The following is an 18,752-nucleotide window of genomic DNA, read 5'->3' as shown; positions in this document are numbered from 1 at the left end:
TACCCACGCACATGAGCCCCGCCGAGCACGGTGACCACCCCGCCCGCATCCTCATCGTCGACGACGAGCCCGCGGTCCGTGAGGCGCTGCGGCGCTCGCTCGTCTTCGAGGGGTACGGCACCGAGGAGGCGGTCGACGGCCTGGACGCGGTCGAGAAGGTCGCCGGCTACGACCCCGAACTGATCGTCCTGGACGTCCTGATGCCCCGCATGGACGGGCTGACCGCCGCCCGCCGGCTGCGGGCGAGCGGGGTGACCGTACCGATCCTGATGCTCACCGCCCGCGACACCGTCGGCGACCGGGTCACCGGCCTCGACGCCGGGGCCGACGACTACCTCGTCAAGCCCTTCGAGCTCGACGAACTGCTCGCCCGGATCCGCGCCCTGCTGCGCCGCAGCTCCTACGCGGCGGCGGGCGGCGCGCAGCCCGCGGAGGGCGAGACGCTGAGCTTCGGCGACCTGCGGATGAACCTCTCCACCCGCGAGGTGACCCGCGGCGGCCGGCCGGTCGAGCTGACCCGTACGGAGTTCACCCTGCTGGAGATGTTCCTCGCGCACCCGCGGCAGGTCCTCACCCGCGAACAGATCCTCAAGGCCGTCTGGGGCTTCGACTTCGAACCCACCTCCAACTCCCTCGACGTGTACGTGATGTACCTGCGCCGCAAGACGGAGGCGGGCGGCGAACCGCGCCTGGTGCACACCGTGCGGGGGGTCGGTTACGTCCTGCGGACGGAGGGCGGGGCGGAATGAGCACGACCCCCACGCCCCGCATGACCCGTCGGGGCCCGATGGCGGGGTTCCACCGGCTGCCGCTGCGCTCGCGGCTGGCGATGCTCACGGCGGTGGCGGTGGCCTTCGCGGTGGCCCTCTCGGCCGCCGCCTGCTGGCTGATCACCCGGGACCGGCTGACCGAGCAGCTCGACACCCAGCTCAGCAGCGTCGAGGTGGACGCCGGCTACGTCCGGGCGCTCAGCGCGTACTGCAACAGCCCGGACGGGGTGCACTTCCAGCCCACCCCGTACACCATCCAGCTGGTGTCGGCCGGCGGCTACATCTGCACCTCGCCGGACAAGGCGCCGATCCCCCCGCAGCGCGCGGACACCGCGGTGGCCGCGGGCCGGCTGGCGAGCACCGAGCACACCACCCGGGCCCAGGACGGGGCCGAGATGCGGGTGTCGACCAAGCCCTACGACGGGCCGCTCACCGACGCCGCGGGCAACCGGCTGGCGATCTCCGTCGCGGTACCGATGAAGCAGGTCACCGACCCGCTCAACCAGCTCGCGCTGGTGCTGCTGGTGGTCGCCGGAGTGGGCGTGCTGGGCGCGGCGACCGCCGGCCTGTGGGTGGCCCGGGCCGGTCTGAAGCCCGTCGACCGGCTCACCGCCGCCGTCGAACACGTCGCCCGCACCCAGGACCTCGCCGTCCGCATCCCGGCCGACGGCGAGGACGAGATCGCCCGGCTGTCCCGCTCCTTCAACGCGATGACCGCGGCGCTGGCCGCCTCCCGCGACCTCCAGCAGCAGCTGATCGCGGACGCCGGCCACGAGCTGCGCACCCCGCTGACCTCGCTGCGCACCAACATCGACCTGCTGGTGCGCAGTGAGCGGTCCGGCCGCCCGATCCCGCCCGCCGACAAGGAGGCCCTGCTGGCGTCGGTGAAGGCACAGATGGGCGAGCTGGCCGCGCTGATCGGCGATCTGCAGGAGCTGTCCCGGCAGCCCGAGCCCGGACAGAGCGCGGTCGGCGTCGTGGCGCTGCACGAGATCGTCGGCTCGGCGCTGGAACGGGCCCGGCTGCGCGGCCCGTCGCTGACCCTCACCACGGACGTCGAGCCCTGGTACGTACGCGCCGAGGCGGCCTCGCTGGAGCGCGCGGTGGTCAACCTGCTCGACAACGCGGTGAAGTTCAGCCCGCCGGGCGGCACGGTCGAGGTCCGGCTGACCCGCGGTGAACTGACCGTGCGCGACCACGGCCCCGGCATCCCGCAGGACGAACTGCCGCACGTCTTCGAGCGGTTCTGGCGTTCGCCGTCCGCCCGCAGCCTGCCAGGCAGCGGGCTGGGCCTGTCGATCGTGGCGCGGACGGCGGAGCAGGCGGGCGGCGCGGTACGGCTGCGCTCCGCCGACCTCGGCGGCACCGAGGCGGTCCTGACCCTGCCGGGCGCACCGACCCCGCCGCCCGCACGGCCGGCCCCGCCACCGGGGAGCCCGGCCCCGCCGCCGGGCCCGCCGGAGCCGCCCGCGGCGGGCTGAGCGGCCCGCCGCGTCCTTACGTCACTTCCGCTTCGCGGCCGCGTCCCCGAACGGCAGGTCCGTCCCCGACAGTTCGGCGCGGATGCCGTCCCGTTCGACGGAGATGTTGCGCAGCCGGACGTCACCGGGGGTCTTGGGGAGCTGGAAGGAGAGCGACAGCCGGTCCGCGAGCTGCGGCTTGGTCAGCCCGCTCAGCGCCCCGAGGATCTTCGGGTCGATGCCGACCTTCTGCAGCAGCCACGGGTGGTCCGTCACCACGTCGACGAGGTTGACCTTCATCAGCTCGTGCACGAAGCGCGGCGACCCGGTCAGCTCGTGCAGCTTGTCGTCGCTGCGCAGCGCCTCGTCGACGTACTCCTTCGGGATGCCGATCCGCTCGGCGATCGCCGGGACGCTCAGCATCGACTTGACCTTGGCGGCCTGCCGGCTGAGGTCGGCGGCGGCCTTGCGGGTCAGCCGCAGGCCCTCTTCCTTGCCGGTGCCCGGCCGGTAGACGGCGACGTCGCCGATGTCCAGCCGCATCCGGCTGATGTCGGTGGACACCCCGCGGTCGCCGGCCCGCCGGATGCGCGCCTCGGCCTGGACCCGCAGCTCGTGCCCGGCGATCGGCAACTGTCCCACCGCGCGGACCGAATCGTGCCCCAGCTGCCTGAACTTCACCTGGGACGCGCCCAGTTCACGGTCCATGTCGTCGAAGGCGAGCAGCACGTCGCCCTGCATGGAGCCGATCGTGGCGCCCTTGACGGAACTGGGCAGATCGCCGTCGAGCCGGACGTCGCGCGCGGTCGCCTCGAACTTCGCCAGCGAGACCCGGTCGGCGGCCAGGTCGGGGATGGTGACCTTCACCTGGTCGACGCGCTTGTCCAGGACCTGGGTGAGGAACGGGAAGCCCCGGATGTCGACCTCGGGCGTGGCGTTCAGATGCAGCGCGGTCTTCAGCTTCTCCGCGGCCTTGTCCTGCGCGTACAGCACCGCGAACCGGTCGAAGAGGGAGAGGAACGCGGTGCACACCAGCACCGCGACCAGCAGCTTCACGGCGATCGGGACGGCGGCGAAGCGACTGATGCCGCGCTTGGCCCGCCGGTGGTTGGGCGGCGACCAGGCCTCGTCGTCGTCGGGGCGCAGCCCGAGCCCCAGTGGATCGTCGCTGTCGTCCCGCTCGTTGAGGTAGCTGCGACGGCGGGCGCTGCCGGCGTCCGCGAATGGGTCGTGCTCCGCCCCGGTCTCCGCGGCGGGATCGGGCTCGGGGTCGGCGAGGGCCGCCAGATCGGCGTACGGATTGACCGGAAAGAGTCTTCTGGTGTCGCCGGTGGGGTCGTCCTGGGCGCCGCTCGCGACGGGGGTGTGGGGGCGGTGCGAGGCGGCGGGCTCGGGCGAGGGTGAAGATATGCGTGTGGGGGTTCGCATCCGCACATCCCACCACGATCGGGGCCCTCGAACGCAACTCGTACCGAAAGTTTGTCGGATACGCGCAGCTTGTCGGGTGCCGCTTGGGGAAATTTTGCCGCGCTGCGAACTGTTGCTGAATTACCGTCAGCGTGCTGCCACCCGGCGGCCCGACGCGCTCTTCAGCTTCCTCCAGCGCACACATCCGCACTCTTTTGAAGGTGGCCTCATGATCGTGGTAACCGGAGCAACCGGCAACATCGGCCGCAGCCTTGTCGGCCGGCTCCTCGCGGACGGCGTCGCCGTACGCGCCCTGACCCGCGACCCGGCGCGCGCCCAACTGCCCGCCGAGGCGGAGGTGGTACGCGCCGATCTCACCGGCTCCGCCGCCGACCTCGTGCCCCTCCTCGCCGGCGCCGACGCCCTCTTCCTCAACCTGGCGGCCGGCGGCGACCGGGCCGCGCTCGCCCTGGTCGAGGCCGCCGCCAAGGCCGGCGTCCCCCGGATCGTCCTCAACTCCTCGATGGCGGTGACCGATACCCCCGCCGACGAGAACAACTTCATCGCCCGGATGCACGCCACGGTGGAGCGCGCGGTGCGCGACTCCGGCCTGGAGTGGACCTTCGTCCGCGGCGGCAACTACTCCACCAACGCACTGGCCTGGGCCCCGGCGATCCGCGACACCGGGGTGGTCCGCGACGCCCACCCGGGCGCCCAGGGCGTCCCGGTCCATGAGGCGGACCTCGCGGACGTCGCCGCCGTCGCCCTCCTGGACCGCACCGGCACCCACACCGGCCAGGCCTACCTCGTCACCGGCCCCGAGCCGCTGACCGTCGCCGACCAGGTCGCCGAGATCGGCCGGGCGATCGGCCGCGAGACCCGGGTCGAGCAGATCACCGAGGAGGCCGCCGCCGAGGCGATGTCCGGCCCGCACTTCCCGAAGGAGGCGGCCCTGGAACTGGTCCGGATGTTCGGCAGCACGGTCGACGCCCCCGCCTTCCCGGTCTCCGACGCGGTCGAACGGGTCACCGGCCACCCCGCCCGCACCTTCGCGGAGTGGGCGCGCGATCACGCGGCCGACTTCTCCTGACCGTCCCGGCGCCGACGGCGGTTCCGCACCGCCAGCGGCACCATCAGCACCGCGCCCACGAAGAAGTACGTATTGATCGCCATCTCCGTCCAGAACCCCCCGGACGCGGGATCGGCGGGCTGCTCCGCCAGCCCCAGCAGGCCGTACGGGGTGAGCCCGGCCGCCGTCGTGAGGTTCTCGACCAGGCCCGGCACGCCCCGTACGACCAGCAATCCGGCGCCGCACCACAGCGGCACCGTCACCATCCACCAGGGCAGCCGCCGCCCCCACGGCCGTACGGTCGCCAGGCTCACGACCGCGCCGACCGCCGACATCGCCACGATCAGCCCGTCATAGGCGAGGAACACCCACACGGGCACGTCGTCCTGCGCGCCCATCGCCGTGCGATGGTCCACGCCCATCCACACGTGCCACACGAACGACACCACGAGCCACCCGAAGGCCCCGTAGGCCCAGGCGCTTGTCGCCTGCCGCCTCTTGGGACCCGCCCCGCCGTGTATCGAAGTCATACCTGCACGCTAGGAGCGGCCCCGCGGCCGGGTCGTCCTCCTCATGGCGGGGCCCCACCGCCCCACGGCGGTGGGGCCCCACAGGGTGCTGACCGACCGGCGCATTGCCGACGAGAAGGACCGTGACGTGGACGCGTCCCGCGTTGGTCTCGTATGTCGCGCGGTAGCTTCCGATGCGTAAATGAGGCCGGGGGCTTCCTCTCTGCTCTTCCGGCTGATCGTGGTGGTGCAGCCTGGAGAAGGAGAGGAAGCCCCCGGGGCTACTGCGGGCCCCTGCCCGTCACTTCACCACCGTGATGCGGTTGGCCGCAGGCGGCGTCAGTGGCGACGACGCCGAGGAATGGGCGGTCAGGTACGCCGTGAACGCGTCCAGGTCGGACGGGCCGACGTACTTGTTCTTGGCGTCCTTGAAGGCGGCGAAGCCGTCACCGCCGCCGGCGAGGAACTCGTTCATCGCGACGCGGTAGGTCTTGGCCGGGTCGAGGGGGGCGCCGTTCAGCTTGACGGTGTCCTTGACGACGCGGTCGGCGCCCTTCTTGGTCAGGTCGAGGGTGTAGGTGAGGCCCGCGGAGACCTGGAGGATCTTGGGCGACGCGTCGTTGGGGCCGCTGACCTGCTGCTGGAGGGCGGTCAGCAACTGGGCGCCGGTGAGGTCGACGACGTTCATCATGTTGGTGAACGGCTGGACGGTGAACGCCTCGCCGTAGGTGACCACACCGTCGCCCTCGGAGCCGGAGGCCTTGAAGGCGAGGTCGGAGCGGATGCCGCCGGGGTTCATCAGGGCGAGCTGGGCGCCGCCCTTGTCGGCGGCCTTGGTCGCTTCGAGCTGGGCGTCAGTGATGACGTCGCCGAGCGGGGACTCGGGGGCCTCCGCGCCGCGGCCGGCGATGTCGGCGGCGATGTGGCCGACCGGGCGGCCCGCGACCGGCGCGGCCAGCTTGTTCCAGCGGCCGATCAGGGACGTCAGGTCCGCGGCCTTGGGCTGGTCGCGGTCGACGACGTGGTTGACCGCACCGGGCGCCTTGACGCTGGTGCGGACGATGTCGTGGGTGCGCCGGTCGTAGGTGAGCTCGGTGTCGGTGTAGAGCTTGCCGTAGGACGCGGCGGAGGTGACGGTGCGCGGCCGGCCCGACGGGTCGGGGATGGTGCAGGCGTACGCCTGGTGGGTGTGGCCGGTGACCAGGGCGTCGACCTTGGACGTGACGTGCTTGGCGATCTCGGTGATCGGGCCGGAGATGCCGTCGCCGGGGCCGGGGCTGTCGCAGTCGTAGTTGTAGGAGGTGGAGGCGGGCAGGCCGCCTTCGTGGATGAGGGCCACGATCGCCTTGACGCCCTGCCTGTTGAGGACCTTGGCGTACTTGTTGATCGTCTCGACCTCGTCGTGGAACTTCAGGCCCTTGACGCCGTTGGCGCTGACGACGTCCGGGGTGCCTTCGAGGGTCACGCCGATGAAGCCGATCTTCACGCCCTTGTGCCGCCAGACGGTGTACGGCTTGAGCAGCGGCTTGCCGGTCTTCTCGTCGGTGACGTTGGCGGTCAGGTACGGGAAGCCGGCGCCGGCGAACTTCTTGCCGTCCTCGTAGCAGCCGTCCTTGGGGTGGCAGCCGCCGTTCTGCAGGCGGGTCAACTCCGCGCGGCCCTCGTCGAATTCGTGGTTGCCGACGGAGGTGACGTCCAGGCCCAGCTTGTTCATGGCCTCGACGGTCGGCTCGTCGTGGAACAGTCCGGACAGCAGCGGGCTGGCGCCGACCAGGTCGCCGGCGGCCGCGGTGACCGAGTAGGGGTGGCCCTTGCGGGCCGTGCGCAGGGACTGGGCCAGGTACTCGACCCCGCCGGCCGGCACGCTCTTCTTCGTGCCGTCGGGCTGCAGCTCCTGGACCGTGCCGGAGGAGCCCTGCGGCGGTTCGAGGTTGCCGTGGAAGTCGTTGAAGGAGAGCAGCTGAACGTCAACGGTGCGGCCGGTGTGCCCGGTGCGGTCCGGGTGCACGGTGTCGGCCCCGGCCGGTAGGGCGGCGACGGTGACGCCGATCCCGACGGCGGCGGCCAGTGCGGCCGAACCGGTCCTCAATCTGCTGATGGCGCGGCGCCGTTGCGGTGTCGCTGGCATGGGTTCCCCTCCTGGATGGTCCTGAGCGGACCGCAGCATATTGTTGACGCGCGTAGCGCAACAGGGGGTGCCGGGTTACGGGCTGGTTGCCGGTCAGCGGCGGGCCGGCCGGCGCCGCCGGCGTGGATCGCCGGGCAGATCCGTACGGCAGCGCCCTGATACCGCTGCGACACCCCGGCAGGGTCGTACGCTGCACACATGACTGACGCTGCACAGGAGATGGGCCGGACCGGCCGCAGGATCCAGGTGGTCGACGAGGTCGCGCCGGAAACGGCCGCGGCCGTCCTGGAGCTGATCGAACGGGCCGCGCGCACGGACGGGCAGCCCGCGGTGTCCGAACAGGGACGGCTGCAGCTGCGGGGCGGCAAGCGCCCGGGTGTCGCGCATGTGCTGGTGTACGCGCACGTGGACGCGGGTGAGGACCTGCTGGTCGGCTACGGCCAGCTGGAGGACACCGACCCGGTGGAGGCGCCGGCCGCCGAGCTGGTGGTGCACGCCGGGCACCGCGGCCGCGGGCACGGCCGGGCGCTCGGCGCCGAGCTGCTGGAGCTGTCCGGGCGCCGGCTGCGGGTCTGGGCGCACGGCGGGCACCCGGCCGCCCGGCACCTCGCGCAGACCCTGGGCCTGACGATGTTCCGTGAGCTGCGGCAGATGCGGCGCTCGCTGGGTGACCTGGAGCTGCCCGAGCCGGTCCTGCCCGAGGGCGTGACCGTACGGACCTTCCAGCCGGGCACGGACGACGCGGCCTGGCTGGAGGTGAACGCGGCGGCCTTCGCGCACCACCCCGAGCAGGGCTCGCTGACCCAGCGTGACCTGGAGGACCGCAAGGCCGAGGCGTGGTTCGACCCCAAGGGCTTCTTCCTGGCCGAGAAGGACGGGCGGCTGGTCGGCTTCCACTGGACGAAGGTGCACGCCGAGGAGGGCCTGGGCGAGGTCTACGTCCTCGGCGTACGCCCGGGAGCCCAGGGCGGCGGCCTGGGCAAGGCACTCACCTCGATCGGCCTGCGCCACCTGGCCGGGCAGGGGCTGCCGACCGCGATGCTGTACGTCGACGCCGACAACGCGGCGGCGGTGAGCGTCTACGAGCGGATGGGGTTCGTCACGCACGAGACGGACCTGATGTACCGCTCGGAGACCTGATCGTCGCCAATGGCGGCCGGTCGGCGGGGAGTTGACCGGCATAGCGGACGCCGGACGCCGGACGCCGGACGCCGGACGGCGGACGCTGGGTGCCGGGCTACTCGCCGCCCGGCGCCCGGCGCCCGGCGTCGCGGTCTTCTTCGTGGTCCTTGGGTTTCCCGACCCTCACCACCTCCACATCAGGTGCCCGGCACGGTCACCCTGCGCACCGAGCGCGGCGATATCACCGTCCGTAGCCGCTGAAAGAGCACTCCGGCTGTTTCCGGATCCCTTTTCCTGATTTCCGCCAGTTCTTTTCCGGGATTTCCAGTGCCTTTCCGTCAAGAATTCCCGGCTTCCCGTCGCGCGGCCGTGGTGACCCGGGAGGGGCCCGGCGCGCAGCACCGGTGCCCGTCGCCGACGACCCGTCAGGCGCCGGTCGCCCGGCGGACGGTGGCGGCAGCAGCGGCAAACACCTTCCGCCACCTTCCGGAAGCGCATGGGTTTCTCCGCGCTTCGATGCATTTCTTTTGCGTTCGCCCTTCGCGGTCCTTCTTTACTGCGCCGTGGAAAGTCCTGCCGGGGAAATCAGGTGGTCCCCGAAGAATCGAACGAGGTGTGCTCGGTAATCTCGCCAGGGAAGCCGACGGAATTCGTCAGGCGCCTGGGGGGCGGTGACAGCGTGGCGGCGGGGTGACACAGTGGCGCCGGCGCCCGGGCGCGCTGCCCGTCTCCGGCCGTCGATGCCCGCCCTTCCGGCCCCGCGCCGTAGCGTCCCGCTTGCCTGTGCGCCATATCCGCGTTACCGATGATTCAAGGTCGGTTGCGAGCATCGCTGAATGCAGCCCGCTGTGCCGAACCTCCCCCACCCGAGGCTCCATCTCGCGCCGCCACCTCCTGACGCGCCTGGAACCCCCCGGACGCGGAAGAATAAGGCCATGAACCAGCAGCCCAGCGCCCAGGCACAGGTCCAGCCCGAGATGCCGGCCACCAGGCCCCCGCAGGCCCCGGCCCCCTCGGCCCAGCCTTCCGTGGGCTCCATCGCCGCGCACCGGCCGCACGCCGTCCGCGGGACGGTGCCGGGCCTGGAACCCGACCTCGACGCCGACCCGGACGCGTACGTGGACCAGGGCGTGGTGGGCGCGGACGGCGCCGAGCTGCCCGCCGACCGCTTCCTGGACCGGGAACGCAGCTGGCTGGCGTTCAACGAGCGGGTGCTCGAACTCGCCGAGGACCCGGCCACCCCGCTGCTCGAACGAGCCAACTTCCTGGCGATCTTCGCCAGCAACCTCGACGAGTTCTTCATGGTCCGGGTCGCCGGACTCAAGCGGCGGATCGCGACCGGCGTCGCCACCCGTTCCGCCTCCGGCCTCCAGCCCCGCGAGGTGCTGGACCTGATCTGGACCCGCTCGCGCGAGCTCATGGCCCGGCACGCCGCCTGCTTCCAGCAGGACATCGCCCCGGACCTCGCCGACCAGGGCATCCACCTGATCCGCTGGCCCGACCTGACGGAGAAGGAGCAGGCCCGGCTGTTCACGCTCTTCCGGCAGCAGATCTTCCCGGTGCTCACGCCGCTGGCCGTGGACCCCGCGCACCCCTTCCCGTACATCTCCGGCCTCTCGCTGAACCTGGCCGTCGTCGTCCGTAACCCGGTCAGCGGCCACGACCACTTCGCCCGGGTCAAGGTCCCGCCGCTGCTCTCCCGCTTCCTCGAGGCCTCCCCGCAGCGCTACGTCCCCATCGAGGACGTCATCGCCGCCCACCTGGAGGAGCTGTTCCCGGGCATGGAGGTGCGCGCGCACCACATGTTCCGGGTGACCCGCAACGAGGACCTGGAGGTCGAGGAGGACGACGCCGAGAACCTCCTCCAGGCGCTGGAGAAGGAGCTGATGCGGCGGCGGTTCGGCCCGCCGGTCCGGCTGGAGGTCGAGGAGTCCATCGACCCGGCCGTGCTCGACCTGCTCGTCCAGGAGCTGAAGATCTCCGACGCCGAGGTCTACCCGCTGCCCGGCCCGCTGGACCTGACCGGCCTGTTCGGCATAGGAGCGCTGGACCGGCCCGAGCTGAAGTACCCCAAGTTCGTCGCCGGCACCCACCGCGACCTCGCCGAGGTGGAGTCGGCCTCCGCGCCCGACATCTTCGCCGCCCTGCGCGCCCGTGACGTCCTCCTGCACCACCCCTACGACTCCTTCTCCACCTCCGTGCAGGCGTTCCTGGAGCAGGCCGCGGGCGACCCCGACGTCCTCGCCATCAAGCAGACCCTCTACCGCACCTCCGGCGACTCGCCGATCGTCGACGCCCTGATAGACGCCGCCGAGTCCGGCAAGCAGGTCCTGGTGCTGGTCGAGATCAAGGCCCGGTTCGACGAACAGGCCAACATCAAGTGGGCCCGCAAGCTGGAGGAGGCGGGCTGCCACGTCGTCTACGGCCTGGTCGGCCTGAAGACGCACTGCAAGCTCTCCCTGGTGGTCCGCCAGGAGGGCGACCTGCTGCGCCGCTACTCCCACGTGGGCACCGGCAACTACCACCCGAAGACGGCCCGGCTCTACGAGGACCTGGGGCTGCTGACCGCCGATCCGCAGGTGGGCGCCGACCTCTCCGACCTCTTCAACCGGCTGAGCGGCTACTCCCGCCGGGAGACCTACCGCCGGCTGCTGGTCGCCCCCAAGTCCCTGCGCGACGGTCTGATCCAGCGCATCACCAAGGAGATCGCGCACCAGCGCGCGGGGCGGCCGGCGTACGTCCGCATCAAGGTCAACTCGATGGTCGACGAGGCCGTCATCGACGCGCTCTACCGCGCCTCGCAGGCCGGCGTGCCGGTCGACGTCTGGGTGCGCGGCATCTGTGCGCTGCGCCCAGGGGTGCCCGGCCTCAGCGAGAACGTCCGGGTCCGCAGCATCCTCGGCCGCTTCCTGGAACACTCCCGGGTCTTCGTCTTCGGCAACGGCGGCGAGCCCGAGGTGTGGCTGGGCAGCGCCGACATGATGCACCGCAACCTCGACCGGCGGATCGAGGCGCTGGTCCGGGTCACCGACCCGGCGCACCGGGCCGCCCTCAACCGGCTCCTGGAGACCGGTACCTCGGACACCACGTCCTCCTGGCACCTGGGCCCGGACGGCGACTGGACCCGGCGGGCCGTGGACGCGGACGGCGCGCCGCTGCGCAACGTACAGGAAATGCTCATCGACGCCCGGAGGCGCCGGCGTGGCCCAGCGACCTGACCAGCCGACCGGGGGGCCGGCCGGTCTCCTCGGCACCGGATACGAGCCCGGCGGGGCGGCCGGCGCCCGTGCCGCGGTGGTGGACCCCTACGGACCGTACGGTCCGCCGGGGCCGTACGACGACGCGGCGGCGGGCACCGGACCCGGCGGCCCGCAGCTGTCCGGGCGCACCGCCGAGGACGTGCTCGCCGGCTATCTCCACCAGCAGTCCGCGGACTTCCTGCGCAGTCTGCGGCAGCACCGGGAGAGCGGCCCGGACGCCGAGGGCGCCGGCGCGGCGGCCCGCCGGCTGCGCCGCGCCGCCCGCCGGATCAGCGCCACCCTGCACACCTTCCGGCCGCTGACCGAGGAGGCCTGGGCCGACCAACTCCTCGCCGAGCTGGGCTGGTTGTCCGGAACCCTGGCCCGCGAGCAGGCCTGTGCGGCCCGCCGCGACCGGCTGATGGCCGCCCTGACGCGGCTGACCGGCCGCACCGACCGCCCCGAGCGCGGCACCGACCGGGCCCCGCGCACCGGCCGCGGCGTACGGGCCGCCCGCGGCGCCGAACCGGCCGCCGGGACCCGCCCCGGTGGCGCCCGCACGCCCGACGCCCGTGCCGCCGACGCCCGGGCAGGGGAGGTCCCGGACACCGGCGCCGCCGAGGCGCGGGACACCGACGTCCCGGACGCCGATGCCCTCCTCGCGGCCGGTGCCGCGCGGGCCGGGGCGCTGCTGGACCGCCAGCTCACCCTCGCCCGTACCCGCGCCCACTCCGCCGCGCTGCAGGCCCTGGGCTCGTCCCGCTTCCACGCCGTCGCCGACTCCGTCGCCGTGCTCGCCTCCGAGGTGCCGCTGACCCGGGTGGCCGCGGACGTCCCGGCCGCCGAGGCGCTGCCGCCGCTGGCCGAGCAGTCCGCGCGCCGACTGGCCGAGGCGGTCGGTGCGCTGCCGCTGGTCCGTGCCGGGCAGCCGTACAACGCCGAGGCGCTGGCCGACGGCCCCCGCCAGGACGCGCCCTGGCACCAGGTCCGGGTGCTGCTCCGGCTGAGCCGCTACGCCCAGGAGGTGCTCGTGCCCGAGTACGCCGACCCCCGACTGGCGGAGGCGGCCCGGATCCTGGCGGGCCACCGCGACGCCGCGGAGGCCGCCGCCGCGGCCGCCGCCGCGGCCCGCACCCCGCGGATCGCCCCGGCCACCGCCTACGCCCTCGGAGTCCTCCACGCCGACCAGCGCCACCAGGTCGAGGCGGCCCGCTACGCCTTCGGCCGCGTCTGGCTGGCACGGGAGAAGGCGCTCAAGGGGGTGGAGCGGTGACGGGGCCCGGGGAGCCGCCGGCCGGGAGGCCGGACGGCCGCAAGCAGGACGCACGTAAGCCGGACGCCCGGAAAGTGGATGCCCGTAAGCCGGTGCGGGCGGCGGGGTGCGTGCTGTGGCGCCGGCGCCCGTCCGCCGAGTACGGGCTGGAGATCGCGCTAGTCCACCGGCCGAAATATGACGACTGGTCACACCCCAAGGGCAAGCTCAAGCGCGGCGAGGACGCACTGGCCGGGGCGGTCCGCGAGGTGGCCGAGGAGACCGGCATGGACTGCCGCCCCGGCGCCCCCCTGCCGACCTCGTACTACCTCGCCAACGGGCGGCCCAAGCAGGTCCGTTACTGGGCCGCCGAGGCGCTGGCGGGGGCGTTCACGCCGACCGACGAGGTCGACCGGCTGGAGTGGCTGACGCCGGAGGAGGCCCGCGGCCGGCTCACCCACGAGCGGGACCGGCCGCTGGTCGACGCCTTGCTCGCGGCGCTGCATCTGGCCTGAGCACGGGCCGGGTTCAGCGGCGGCGCAGGGCCGGGTCCGTGAGGGCCGGGGGCAGGTAGTAGTTGTCCGCGCGGTTGAGGTCGGTGCCCGGGGGGACGATGGCGTCGATCCGGTCCAGGACGTCCGCGCCGAGGGTGACGTCGGCGCCGTCCAGCAGGCTCTCCAACTGGTCGAGGGTGCGCGGGCCGATGATGACCGAGGTCACCGCCGGGTGCGCGCGGACGAAGGCGGTGGCCAGGTGGGGGAGGCTGAGGCCGGCGTCGGAGGCGACCTCGGACAGGGCGCGGACCGCCTCGGCCTTGCGGGCGTTCGCCGGGACCGAGAGGTCGAACTTGTGGCTCTCCAGGGCGGCCCGGGAACTGGCCGACAGATCGCGGCCGGAGAGCCAGCCGGCGCTGAGCGGACCCCAGGTCAGCACGCCCATGCCGTACTTCTGCGCGGTCGGCAGCACCGAGCCTTCGACGCCGCGGGCCAGCATCGAGTACGGCGGCTGCTCGGTGCGGAAGCGGACGTGGCCGCGGCGCTCGGCGGTCCAGTGGGCCTCGACGATCTGCTCGGCGGGGAAGGTCGAGGTGCCGACGGCCCGTACCTTGCCGGAGCGGACCAGGTCCGAGAGCGCGGAGAGGGTCTCGTCGATGTCGGTGGTGGGGTCCGGGCGGTGCACCTGGTAGAGGTCGAGGTGGTCGGTGTCCAGCCGGCGCAGGCTGTCCTCCACGGCGCGTACGATCCAACGCCGTGACGCCCCGCGGTGGTTGGCGTCCGGGCCCATGGGGTTGAAGAACTTGCTGGCGAGTACGACGTCGTCGCGGCGTCCCTTGAGGGCCTTGCCGACGATCTCCTCGGACTCGCCCGCGGAGTACATGTCCGCGGTGTCCACGAAGTTGATGCCGGCGTCCAGTGCGCGGTGCACGAGGCGGACGCAGTCGGCGTGGTCGGTGTTGCCGAGGGCGCCGAGCATCATCGCGCCCAGCGCGTACTCGCTGACCGAGATGCCGGTGCCGCCGAGGATCCTGCGCTGCATGAGCTGCTCCTGCCGTCTGTTCGTCGGTGATCCGTGCCCGGGTGGGTGTGTGCACCACCTTGGTGCCGTGGCGGAGGGCGGACCAGGCCCGTCGCAGCCTGGGTCCGGCGGAACCACCCACCCGGCGCCGCGGCGCATACTGGACGGATGCTGTACGCGGAAATCGAGATCAGCTCGTTCCTCAAGGCGCGCCGCGCCGCGCTCGACCCGGCCGACCTGGGTCTGCCGAGCGGGATCGGCCGCCGCCGGGTGCGCGGGCTGCGGCGCGAGGAGGTCGCCCAGCTCGCCGGCATCAGCGTCGACTACTACACCCGGATCGAACAGGGCCGGGCCCCCGCCATCTCCGACTCCGTCCTGGACGCCATCGCGCGGGCCCTGCGGCTGTCCGGCGGCGAGGTGACGTACCTGCGCAACATCGCCGTACCCCGGCGCCGCAGCGAGGCGGACTGCGTGCCCGGGCCGGTCCCCGGGCGGACCGTACGGCCCGAGATCCGGCAGCTGCTGGACGCGATGGCCACCACCGTCCCGGCCATGGTCGTCGGCCGCGGCCTGGACATCCTGGCCTGGAACGCGCTCGGCGGCCGGATCGCCTTCGACCTGGACGCGCTCGCCCCGGACCGGCGGAACACCGCGCTGCTGGTCTTCCTCGACCCGGCGGCCCGCGCGCTGCACCCCGACTGGGAGGACAAGGCCGTCGAGGTGGTCGGCAATCTGCGGGCCGACAGCGGACGGCACCCGGACGACCCGCGGATCTGCGAGGTCGTGGGCGAACTGCTGGAGCGCAGCGCGGACTTCCGGCGGATCTGGGAGACCCAGTCGGTGCGCGAGTGCCTGCGCGGCACCAAGCGCCTGCGGCACCCGGACGTCGGCGAGTTGGAGATCACCTTCGAGAGTTTCCGGCTGACCACCGACCCGGACCAGGCGCTGGTCACGTACACGGCCCCGTGCGGCTCGAAGACCGAGCGGCGGCTGCGGGAGCTGGCGGCCCGGCCCGCGGTGTCCCGCGAGCCGGAGGCCACCGCGCTGGCGGGGTGACCACGGCCCGGACGGGCCCGCCGGCTACCCGCGCGGCGCCAGCGCCTCCCAGCGCACGGTGACCTCGCCCTGGCGGCGCCGCCGCGGGTCACCGGTGAGCGGCCAGTCCGCCGCCAGGGACGCGACGGCGGCCCGCCACCGCTGCCGCGCACCGAGCGCGCCCAGCGGGGCGGCCGCCGCCCAGGCCCGGTCGAAGTCGCGCAGGAAGGCGTGCACCGGCTCGCCCGGCACATTGCGGTGTATCAGCGCCTTGGGGAGGCGTTCGGCCAGGTCGGAGGGGGTTTCCAGGGAGCTGAGCCGGGCCGCGAAGGTGACCGTGCGGGGCCCTTCGGGACCCAGCGCCACCCATACGTGGCGGCGCCCTATCTCGTCGCAGGTGCCCTCGACCAGCAGCCCGCCGGGGGCCAGCCGGGCGCACAGCCGCCGCCAGACGGCGGTCACCTCGTCCTCGTCGTACTGCCGCAGCACGTTCGCGGCCCGTATCAGGACCGGCGCCCGCCGCGCATCGCCGGGCAGCGGCACCTCGAAGCCGCCGTGCAGGAAGTCCAGGCCCGGCTTCTCGTACGGGCGGGCGGCCGCCACCCGGTCCGGGTCGATCTCTATGCCGACGACCCGGGCGTCGGGGCGGACCGTGCGCAGCCGGCCGAGCAGCTCGACCGCGGTCCAGGGCGCGGCGCCGTACCCGAGGTCGACCGCGACCGGGTCGGCCGAGCGGCGCAGCACGGCGGCGTGTTCCGCGGCTATCCAGCGGTCCATGCGGCGCAGCCGGTTGGGGTTGGTGGTCCCGCGGGTCGCGCTGCCGACGGGCCGGGTCGGCGCAGGATGAGCGGGGGCGGGGCGGCGGGGCATGGCTTCGAGAGTATGGGCGGCGAAAGCCCTCCTTGCCCCACGGTCACGTGCGATCGGTCACGTGCACCGAACGGTCACACTTTGGCAAAGTGCGACGATGTGCCGCCGGACGGAAATGGAACCGCCGGATGTGTTGTTGCAGCAGGTCGGTGGCGTGCCACCACGCCCTGGCTAGGAGGTAGCTCGACGTGAGCCCCTATGTGTCCCGGCTCCGCAGCCGTCCCCATGGCCCGTTCCCGGGACCGTCGCGGCTGCGCCTGCCCGGCGGCCCGCGCCGTCCGCGCCGGGTGGCCATGCTCAGCGTCCACACCTCCCCGCTGCACCAGCCCGGCACCGGCGACGCCGGCGGCATGAACGTCTACATCGTCGAGCTCGCCAAGAAGCTCGCCGCCCTCAACATCGAGGTGGAGATCTTCACCCGCGCCACCACGGGCACCCTCCCGCCCGCGGTCGACCTCGCCCCCGGCGTCCTCGTCCGGCACGTCGACGCCGGCCCGTACGAGGGCCTGGCCAAGGAGGACCTCCCCGCCCAGCTGTGCGCCTTCACCCACGGCGTGATGCAGGCCTGGGCCGGCCACCGCCCCGGCTACTACGACCTGGTCCACTCCCACTACTGGCTCTCCGGCCACGTCGGCTGGCTGGCCGCCGAGCGCTGGGGCGTCCCGCTGGTGCACGCCATGCACACCATGGCCAAGGTCAAGAACGCCGCCCTGGCCGTCGGCGACACCCCCGAACCGCCCGCCCGGGTCATCGGCGAGACCCAGGTCGTCCGGGCCGCCGACCGCCTGATAGCCAACACCGCCGAGGAGGCCGAGGAGCTGATCCGGCATTACGACGCCGACCCCGACCGGGTCGCGGTCGTCCACCCCGGCGTCAACCTCGACCGCTTCCGGCCGACGAGCGGCGGCATCGCCGAGAGCCGGGCCGCGGCCCGCGCCCGCCTCGGCCTCCCCCAGGACGCGGTCATCCCGCTCTTCGCCGGCCGCATACAACCCCTCAAGGCCCCCGACATCCTGCTGCGCGCCACCGCCGCCCTGCTGGCCGACGACCCCTCGCTGCGCTCCCGGCTCCTGGTACCGGTCGTCGGCGGCCCCAGCGGCAGCGGCCTGGCCAAGCCCGAGGGCCTGCAGAAGCTCGCCGCCCGACTCGGCATCGCCGACCTCGTGCGGTTCCGCCCGCCGGTCGGCCAGGAACAGCTCGCCGACTGGTACCGCGCCGCCTCCGTGCTGGTCATGCCCTCGTACAGCGAGTCCTTCGGCCTGGTCGCCATCGAGGCCCAGGCCTGCGGCACCCCGGTGATCGCCGCCGCGGTCGGCGGCCTGCCGGTGGCCGTCCGCGACGGCGTCAGCGGCTTCCTCGTCGCCGGCCACGACCCCGCCGACTACGCCCGCGCCCTGCAGCGCTTCCTCCAGGACCCGGACCTGGCCACCCGTATGGGCGCCGACGCCGCCCGGCACGCCCAGTCCTTCGGCTGGGACACCGCCGCCACGGCCACCGGCGACGTCTACACCGCCGCGATGCAGGAACGGCGGCGTCACCTACGATCGGCCCATGGCTGACGACCTGCCCCAGGCTGACGACGTACGACCGGTGGACGACGTACGACCCGCGGACGTCGTGCGCCCCGCGGATGTCGTGCGCCCCGCGGACGCACGACGGGTGATCGAGACGACGCTGGACGACGCCGGCCTGGAGTGGGAGTCCCCGTCCGACGGCAACTACGTCGTCAAGCTCCCCGGGACCCGCAAGCTGTCGACGACCTGCTCGCTCATCGTCGGCAAGCACTCCCTCTCCATCAACGCCTTCGTCGTCCGCCGCCCCGACGAGAACCACGACGCGGTGCACCGGTGGCTTCTGGAGCGCAACACCCGCCTCTACGGCGTGAGTTACGCGATCGACAAGCTCGGCGACGTCTACCTCGCCGGCAAGCTGCCGCTCGTCGCGGTCACCCCCGACGAGCTCGACCGGATCCTCGGCCAGGTCCTGGAGGCGGCGGACGGCGCCTTCAACACCCTCCTCGAACTGGGCTTCGCCACAGCCATCCGCAAGGAGTACGCGTGGCGGGTGTCGCGGGGCGAGTCCACACGGAACCTGGCGGCCTTCACGCATCTCACGCGCAGGGGCGAGTAGCCCACGTACTCGGCTCCTCGCCGTGGTGGTTGCTCGCCGTTCCGCTGCGCTTTGCGGTGCCTCCCACGTACCTGGCCGTCCCGCCGCGGGGCGTCTCGCCGTGGCGCTTTGCGGCGCCCCCGCCCGTAGTTGTCCGCGGCGCCGCGGGGCGTCTCGCCGTTGCGCCTGCGGCGGGCTGGGTGTTGTTGGGTGCGGTGACGGTCCTCCGGGGCCTTGTTCGTGGACTGCTTCGCTTTACGTCCACGA

General features: G+C 73.2%; 15 protein-coding genes. 10 read left to right on the top strand and 5 right to left on the bottom strand.

The window, feature by feature from the left end:
• The first annotated feature begins 11 nt into the window (after positions 1 to 11).
• Both ACFV1J_RS26560 and ACFV1J_RS26555 read left to right on the top strand, forming a co-directional pair.
• The gene (locus ACFV1J_RS26560) at positions 12 to 749 is read left to right on the top strand and encodes a response regulator transcription factor (RefSeq protein ID WP_385862049.1); all 738 of its coding nucleotides are present in this window, start codon (positions 12 to 14) and stop codon (positions 747 to 749) included.
• Positions 746 to 2,251: an ATP-binding protein gene (locus ACFV1J_RS26555; protein WP_385862047.1), complete on the top strand. Its 1,506-nt coding sequence runs from the start codon at positions 746 to 748 to the stop codon at positions 2,249 to 2,251. The genes ACFV1J_RS26560 and ACFV1J_RS26555 overlap by 4 nt, the downstream gene beginning before the upstream one ends.
• 21 nt (positions 2,252 to 2,272) lie before the next feature.
• Here ACFV1J_RS26555 and ACFV1J_RS26550 read toward each other — a convergent pair whose 3' ends face one another.
• Entirely contained in the window at positions 2,273 to 3,658 is a 1,386-nt protein-coding gene (locus ACFV1J_RS26550) for a DUF2993 domain-containing protein (RefSeq protein WP_385862045.1), read from the bottom strand.
• 208 nt (positions 3,659 to 3,866) lie between these two features.
• On the opposite strand from ACFV1J_RS26550, the gene ACFV1J_RS26545 reads away from it, so the two are divergent.
• The gene (locus tag ACFV1J_RS26545; RefSeq protein ID WP_385862043.1) at positions 3,867 to 4,727 is read left to right on the top strand and encodes an SDR family oxidoreductase; all 861 of its coding nucleotides are present in this window, start codon (positions 3,867 to 3,869) and stop codon (positions 4,725 to 4,727) included.
• Here the strand turns inward: ACFV1J_RS26545 and ACFV1J_RS26540 are convergent.
• Both ACFV1J_RS26540 and ACFV1J_RS26535 read right to left on the bottom strand, forming a co-directional pair.
• A complete protein-coding gene (locus ACFV1J_RS26540) occupies positions 4,706 to 5,236 on the bottom strand; it encodes a hypothetical protein (RefSeq protein WP_385862042.1) in 531 nt (176 codons plus the stop codon). The two genes, ACFV1J_RS26545 and ACFV1J_RS26540, sit on opposite strands and share 22 nt — an antisense overlap.
• 280 nt (positions 5,237 to 5,516) lie before the next feature.
• Positions 5,517 to 7,343, bottom strand: a complete 1,827-nt coding sequence (locus tag ACFV1J_RS26535; RefSeq protein ID WP_385862041.1) for a bifunctional metallophosphatase/5'-nucleotidase — start codon at positions 7,341 to 7,343, stop codon at positions 5,517 to 5,519.
• 219 nt (positions 7,344 to 7,562) lie between these two features.
• On the opposite strand from ACFV1J_RS26535, the gene mshD reads away from it, so the two are divergent.
• From mshD to ACFV1J_RS26515, 4 genes are all read left to right on the top strand, one after another.
• Positions 7,563 to 8,483: a mycothiol synthase gene (mshD, locus tag ACFV1J_RS26530; RefSeq protein WP_385862171.1), complete on the top strand. Its 921-nt coding sequence runs from the start codon at positions 7,563 to 7,565 to the stop codon at positions 8,481 to 8,483.
• Positions 8,484 to 9,400: 917 nt separating this feature from the next.
• The gene (locus ACFV1J_RS26525; protein ID WP_385862040.1) at positions 9,401 to 11,683 is read left to right on the top strand and encodes an RNA degradosome polyphosphate kinase; all 2,283 of its coding nucleotides are present in this window, start codon (positions 9,401 to 9,403) and stop codon (positions 11,681 to 11,683) included.
• The gene (locus tag ACFV1J_RS26520; RefSeq protein WP_385862037.1) at positions 11,667 to 12,977 is read left to right on the top strand and encodes a CHAD domain-containing protein; all 1,311 of its coding nucleotides are present in this window, start codon (positions 11,667 to 11,669) and stop codon (positions 12,975 to 12,977) included. Before ACFV1J_RS26525 ends, ACFV1J_RS26520 begins: the two co-directional genes overlap by 17 nt.
• Positions 12,978 to 13,051: 74 nt before the next feature.
• Positions 13,052 to 13,471: an NUDIX hydrolase gene (locus ACFV1J_RS26515; RefSeq protein WP_385862170.1), complete on the top strand. Its 420-nt coding sequence runs from the start codon at positions 13,052 to 13,054 to the stop codon at positions 13,469 to 13,471.
• 13 nt (positions 13,472 to 13,484) lie between these two features.
• On the opposite strand, the gene ACFV1J_RS26510 is transcribed toward ACFV1J_RS26515, so the two are convergent.
• Complete coding sequence (locus ACFV1J_RS26510) at positions 13,485 to 14,492, bottom strand: aldo/keto reductase (protein ID WP_385862035.1); 1,008 nt, start codon at positions 14,490 to 14,492, stop codon at positions 13,485 to 13,487.
• 147 nt (positions 14,493 to 14,639) lie between these two features.
• Here ACFV1J_RS26510 and ACFV1J_RS26505 point away from each other — a divergent pair, with 147 nt between their 5' ends.
• On the top strand, positions 14,640 to 15,527 hold the full coding sequence (locus ACFV1J_RS26505) for a helix-turn-helix transcriptional regulator (protein WP_385862033.1): 888 nt from the start codon (positions 14,640 to 14,642) through the stop codon (positions 15,525 to 15,527).
• Between the two features lie 24 nt (positions 15,528 to 15,551).
• Here ACFV1J_RS26505 and ACFV1J_RS26500 read toward each other — a convergent pair whose 3' ends face one another.
• Positions 15,552 to 16,376, bottom strand: coding sequence for a class I SAM-dependent methyltransferase (locus ACFV1J_RS26500; RefSeq protein ID WP_385862031.1), 825 nt, complete (start codon positions 16,374 to 16,376; stop codon positions 15,552 to 15,554).
• 188 nt (positions 16,377 to 16,564) lie between these two features.
• Here ACFV1J_RS26500 and mshA point away from each other — a divergent pair, with 188 nt between their 5' ends.
• Both mshA and ACFV1J_RS26490 read left to right on the top strand, forming a co-directional pair.
• Positions 16,565 to 17,935 carry a D-inositol-3-phosphate glycosyltransferase gene (mshA, locus tag ACFV1J_RS26495; RefSeq protein ID WP_385862028.1) on the top strand — a complete coding sequence of 457 codons (1,371 nt, stop codon included), beginning with the start codon at positions 16,565 to 16,567 and terminating at the stop codon, positions 17,933 to 17,935.
• Positions 17,928 to 18,506 carry a YbjN domain-containing protein gene (locus ACFV1J_RS26490; protein WP_385862026.1) on the top strand — a complete coding sequence of 193 codons (579 nt, stop codon included), beginning with the start codon at positions 17,928 to 17,930 and terminating at the stop codon, positions 18,504 to 18,506. The genes mshA and ACFV1J_RS26490 overlap by 8 nt, the downstream gene beginning before the upstream one ends.
• Positions 18,507 to 18,752: the final 246 nt, after the last annotated feature.

This window comes from Streptomyces sp. NPDC059649, from assembly GCF_042734445.1.
In the GTDB taxonomy this organism is placed as follows: Bacteria; Actinomycetota; Actinomycetes; order Streptomycetales; family Streptomycetaceae; genus Streptomyces.
The sequence above is the reverse complement of the archived record's forward strand: the minus strand, read 5'-3'. Positions and strand labels throughout refer to the sequence as shown.

Coding starts and splice junctions, on each gene's coding strand:
- ACFV1J_RS26560 (WP_385862049.1), top strand. CDS start 12: ATGAGCCCCGCCGAGCACGGTGACCACCCCGCCCGCATCCTCATCGTC.
- ACFV1J_RS26555 (WP_385862047.1), top strand. CDS start 746: ATGAGCACGACCCCCACGCCCCGCATGACCCGTCGGGGCCCGATGGCG.
- ACFV1J_RS26550 (WP_385862045.1), bottom strand. CDS start 3,658: ATGCGAACCCCCACACGCATATCTTCACCCTCGCCCGAGCCCGCCGCC.
- ACFV1J_RS26545 (WP_385862043.1), top strand. CDS start 3,867: ATGATCGTGGTAACCGGAGCAACCGGCAACATCGGCCGCAGCCTTGTC.
- ACFV1J_RS26540 (WP_385862042.1), bottom strand. CDS start 5,236: ATGACTTCGATACACGGCGGGGCGGGTCCCAAGAGGCGGCAGGCGACA.
- ACFV1J_RS26535 (WP_385862041.1), bottom strand. CDS start 7,343: ATGCCAGCGACACCGCAACGGCGCCGCGCCATCAGCAGATTGAGGACC.
- mshD (WP_385862171.1), top strand. CDS start 7,563: ATGGGCCGGACCGGCCGCAGGATCCAGGTGGTCGACGAGGTCGCGCCG.
- ACFV1J_RS26525 (WP_385862040.1), top strand. CDS start 9,401: ATGAACCAGCAGCCCAGCGCCCAGGCACAGGTCCAGCCCGAGATGCCG.
- ACFV1J_RS26510 (WP_385862035.1), bottom strand. CDS start 14,492: ATGCAGCGCAGGATCCTCGGCGGCACCGGCATCTCGGTCAGCGAGTAC.
- ACFV1J_RS26505 (WP_385862033.1), top strand. CDS start 14,640: ATGCTGTACGCGGAAATCGAGATCAGCTCGTTCCTCAAGGCGCGCCGC.
- ACFV1J_RS26500 (WP_385862031.1), bottom strand. CDS start 16,376: ATGCCCCGCCGCCCCGCCCCCGCTCATCCTGCGCCGACCCGGCCCGTC.
- ACFV1J_RS26490 (WP_385862026.1), top strand. CDS start 17,928: ATGGCTGACGACCTGCCCCAGGCTGACGACGTACGACCGGTGGACGAC.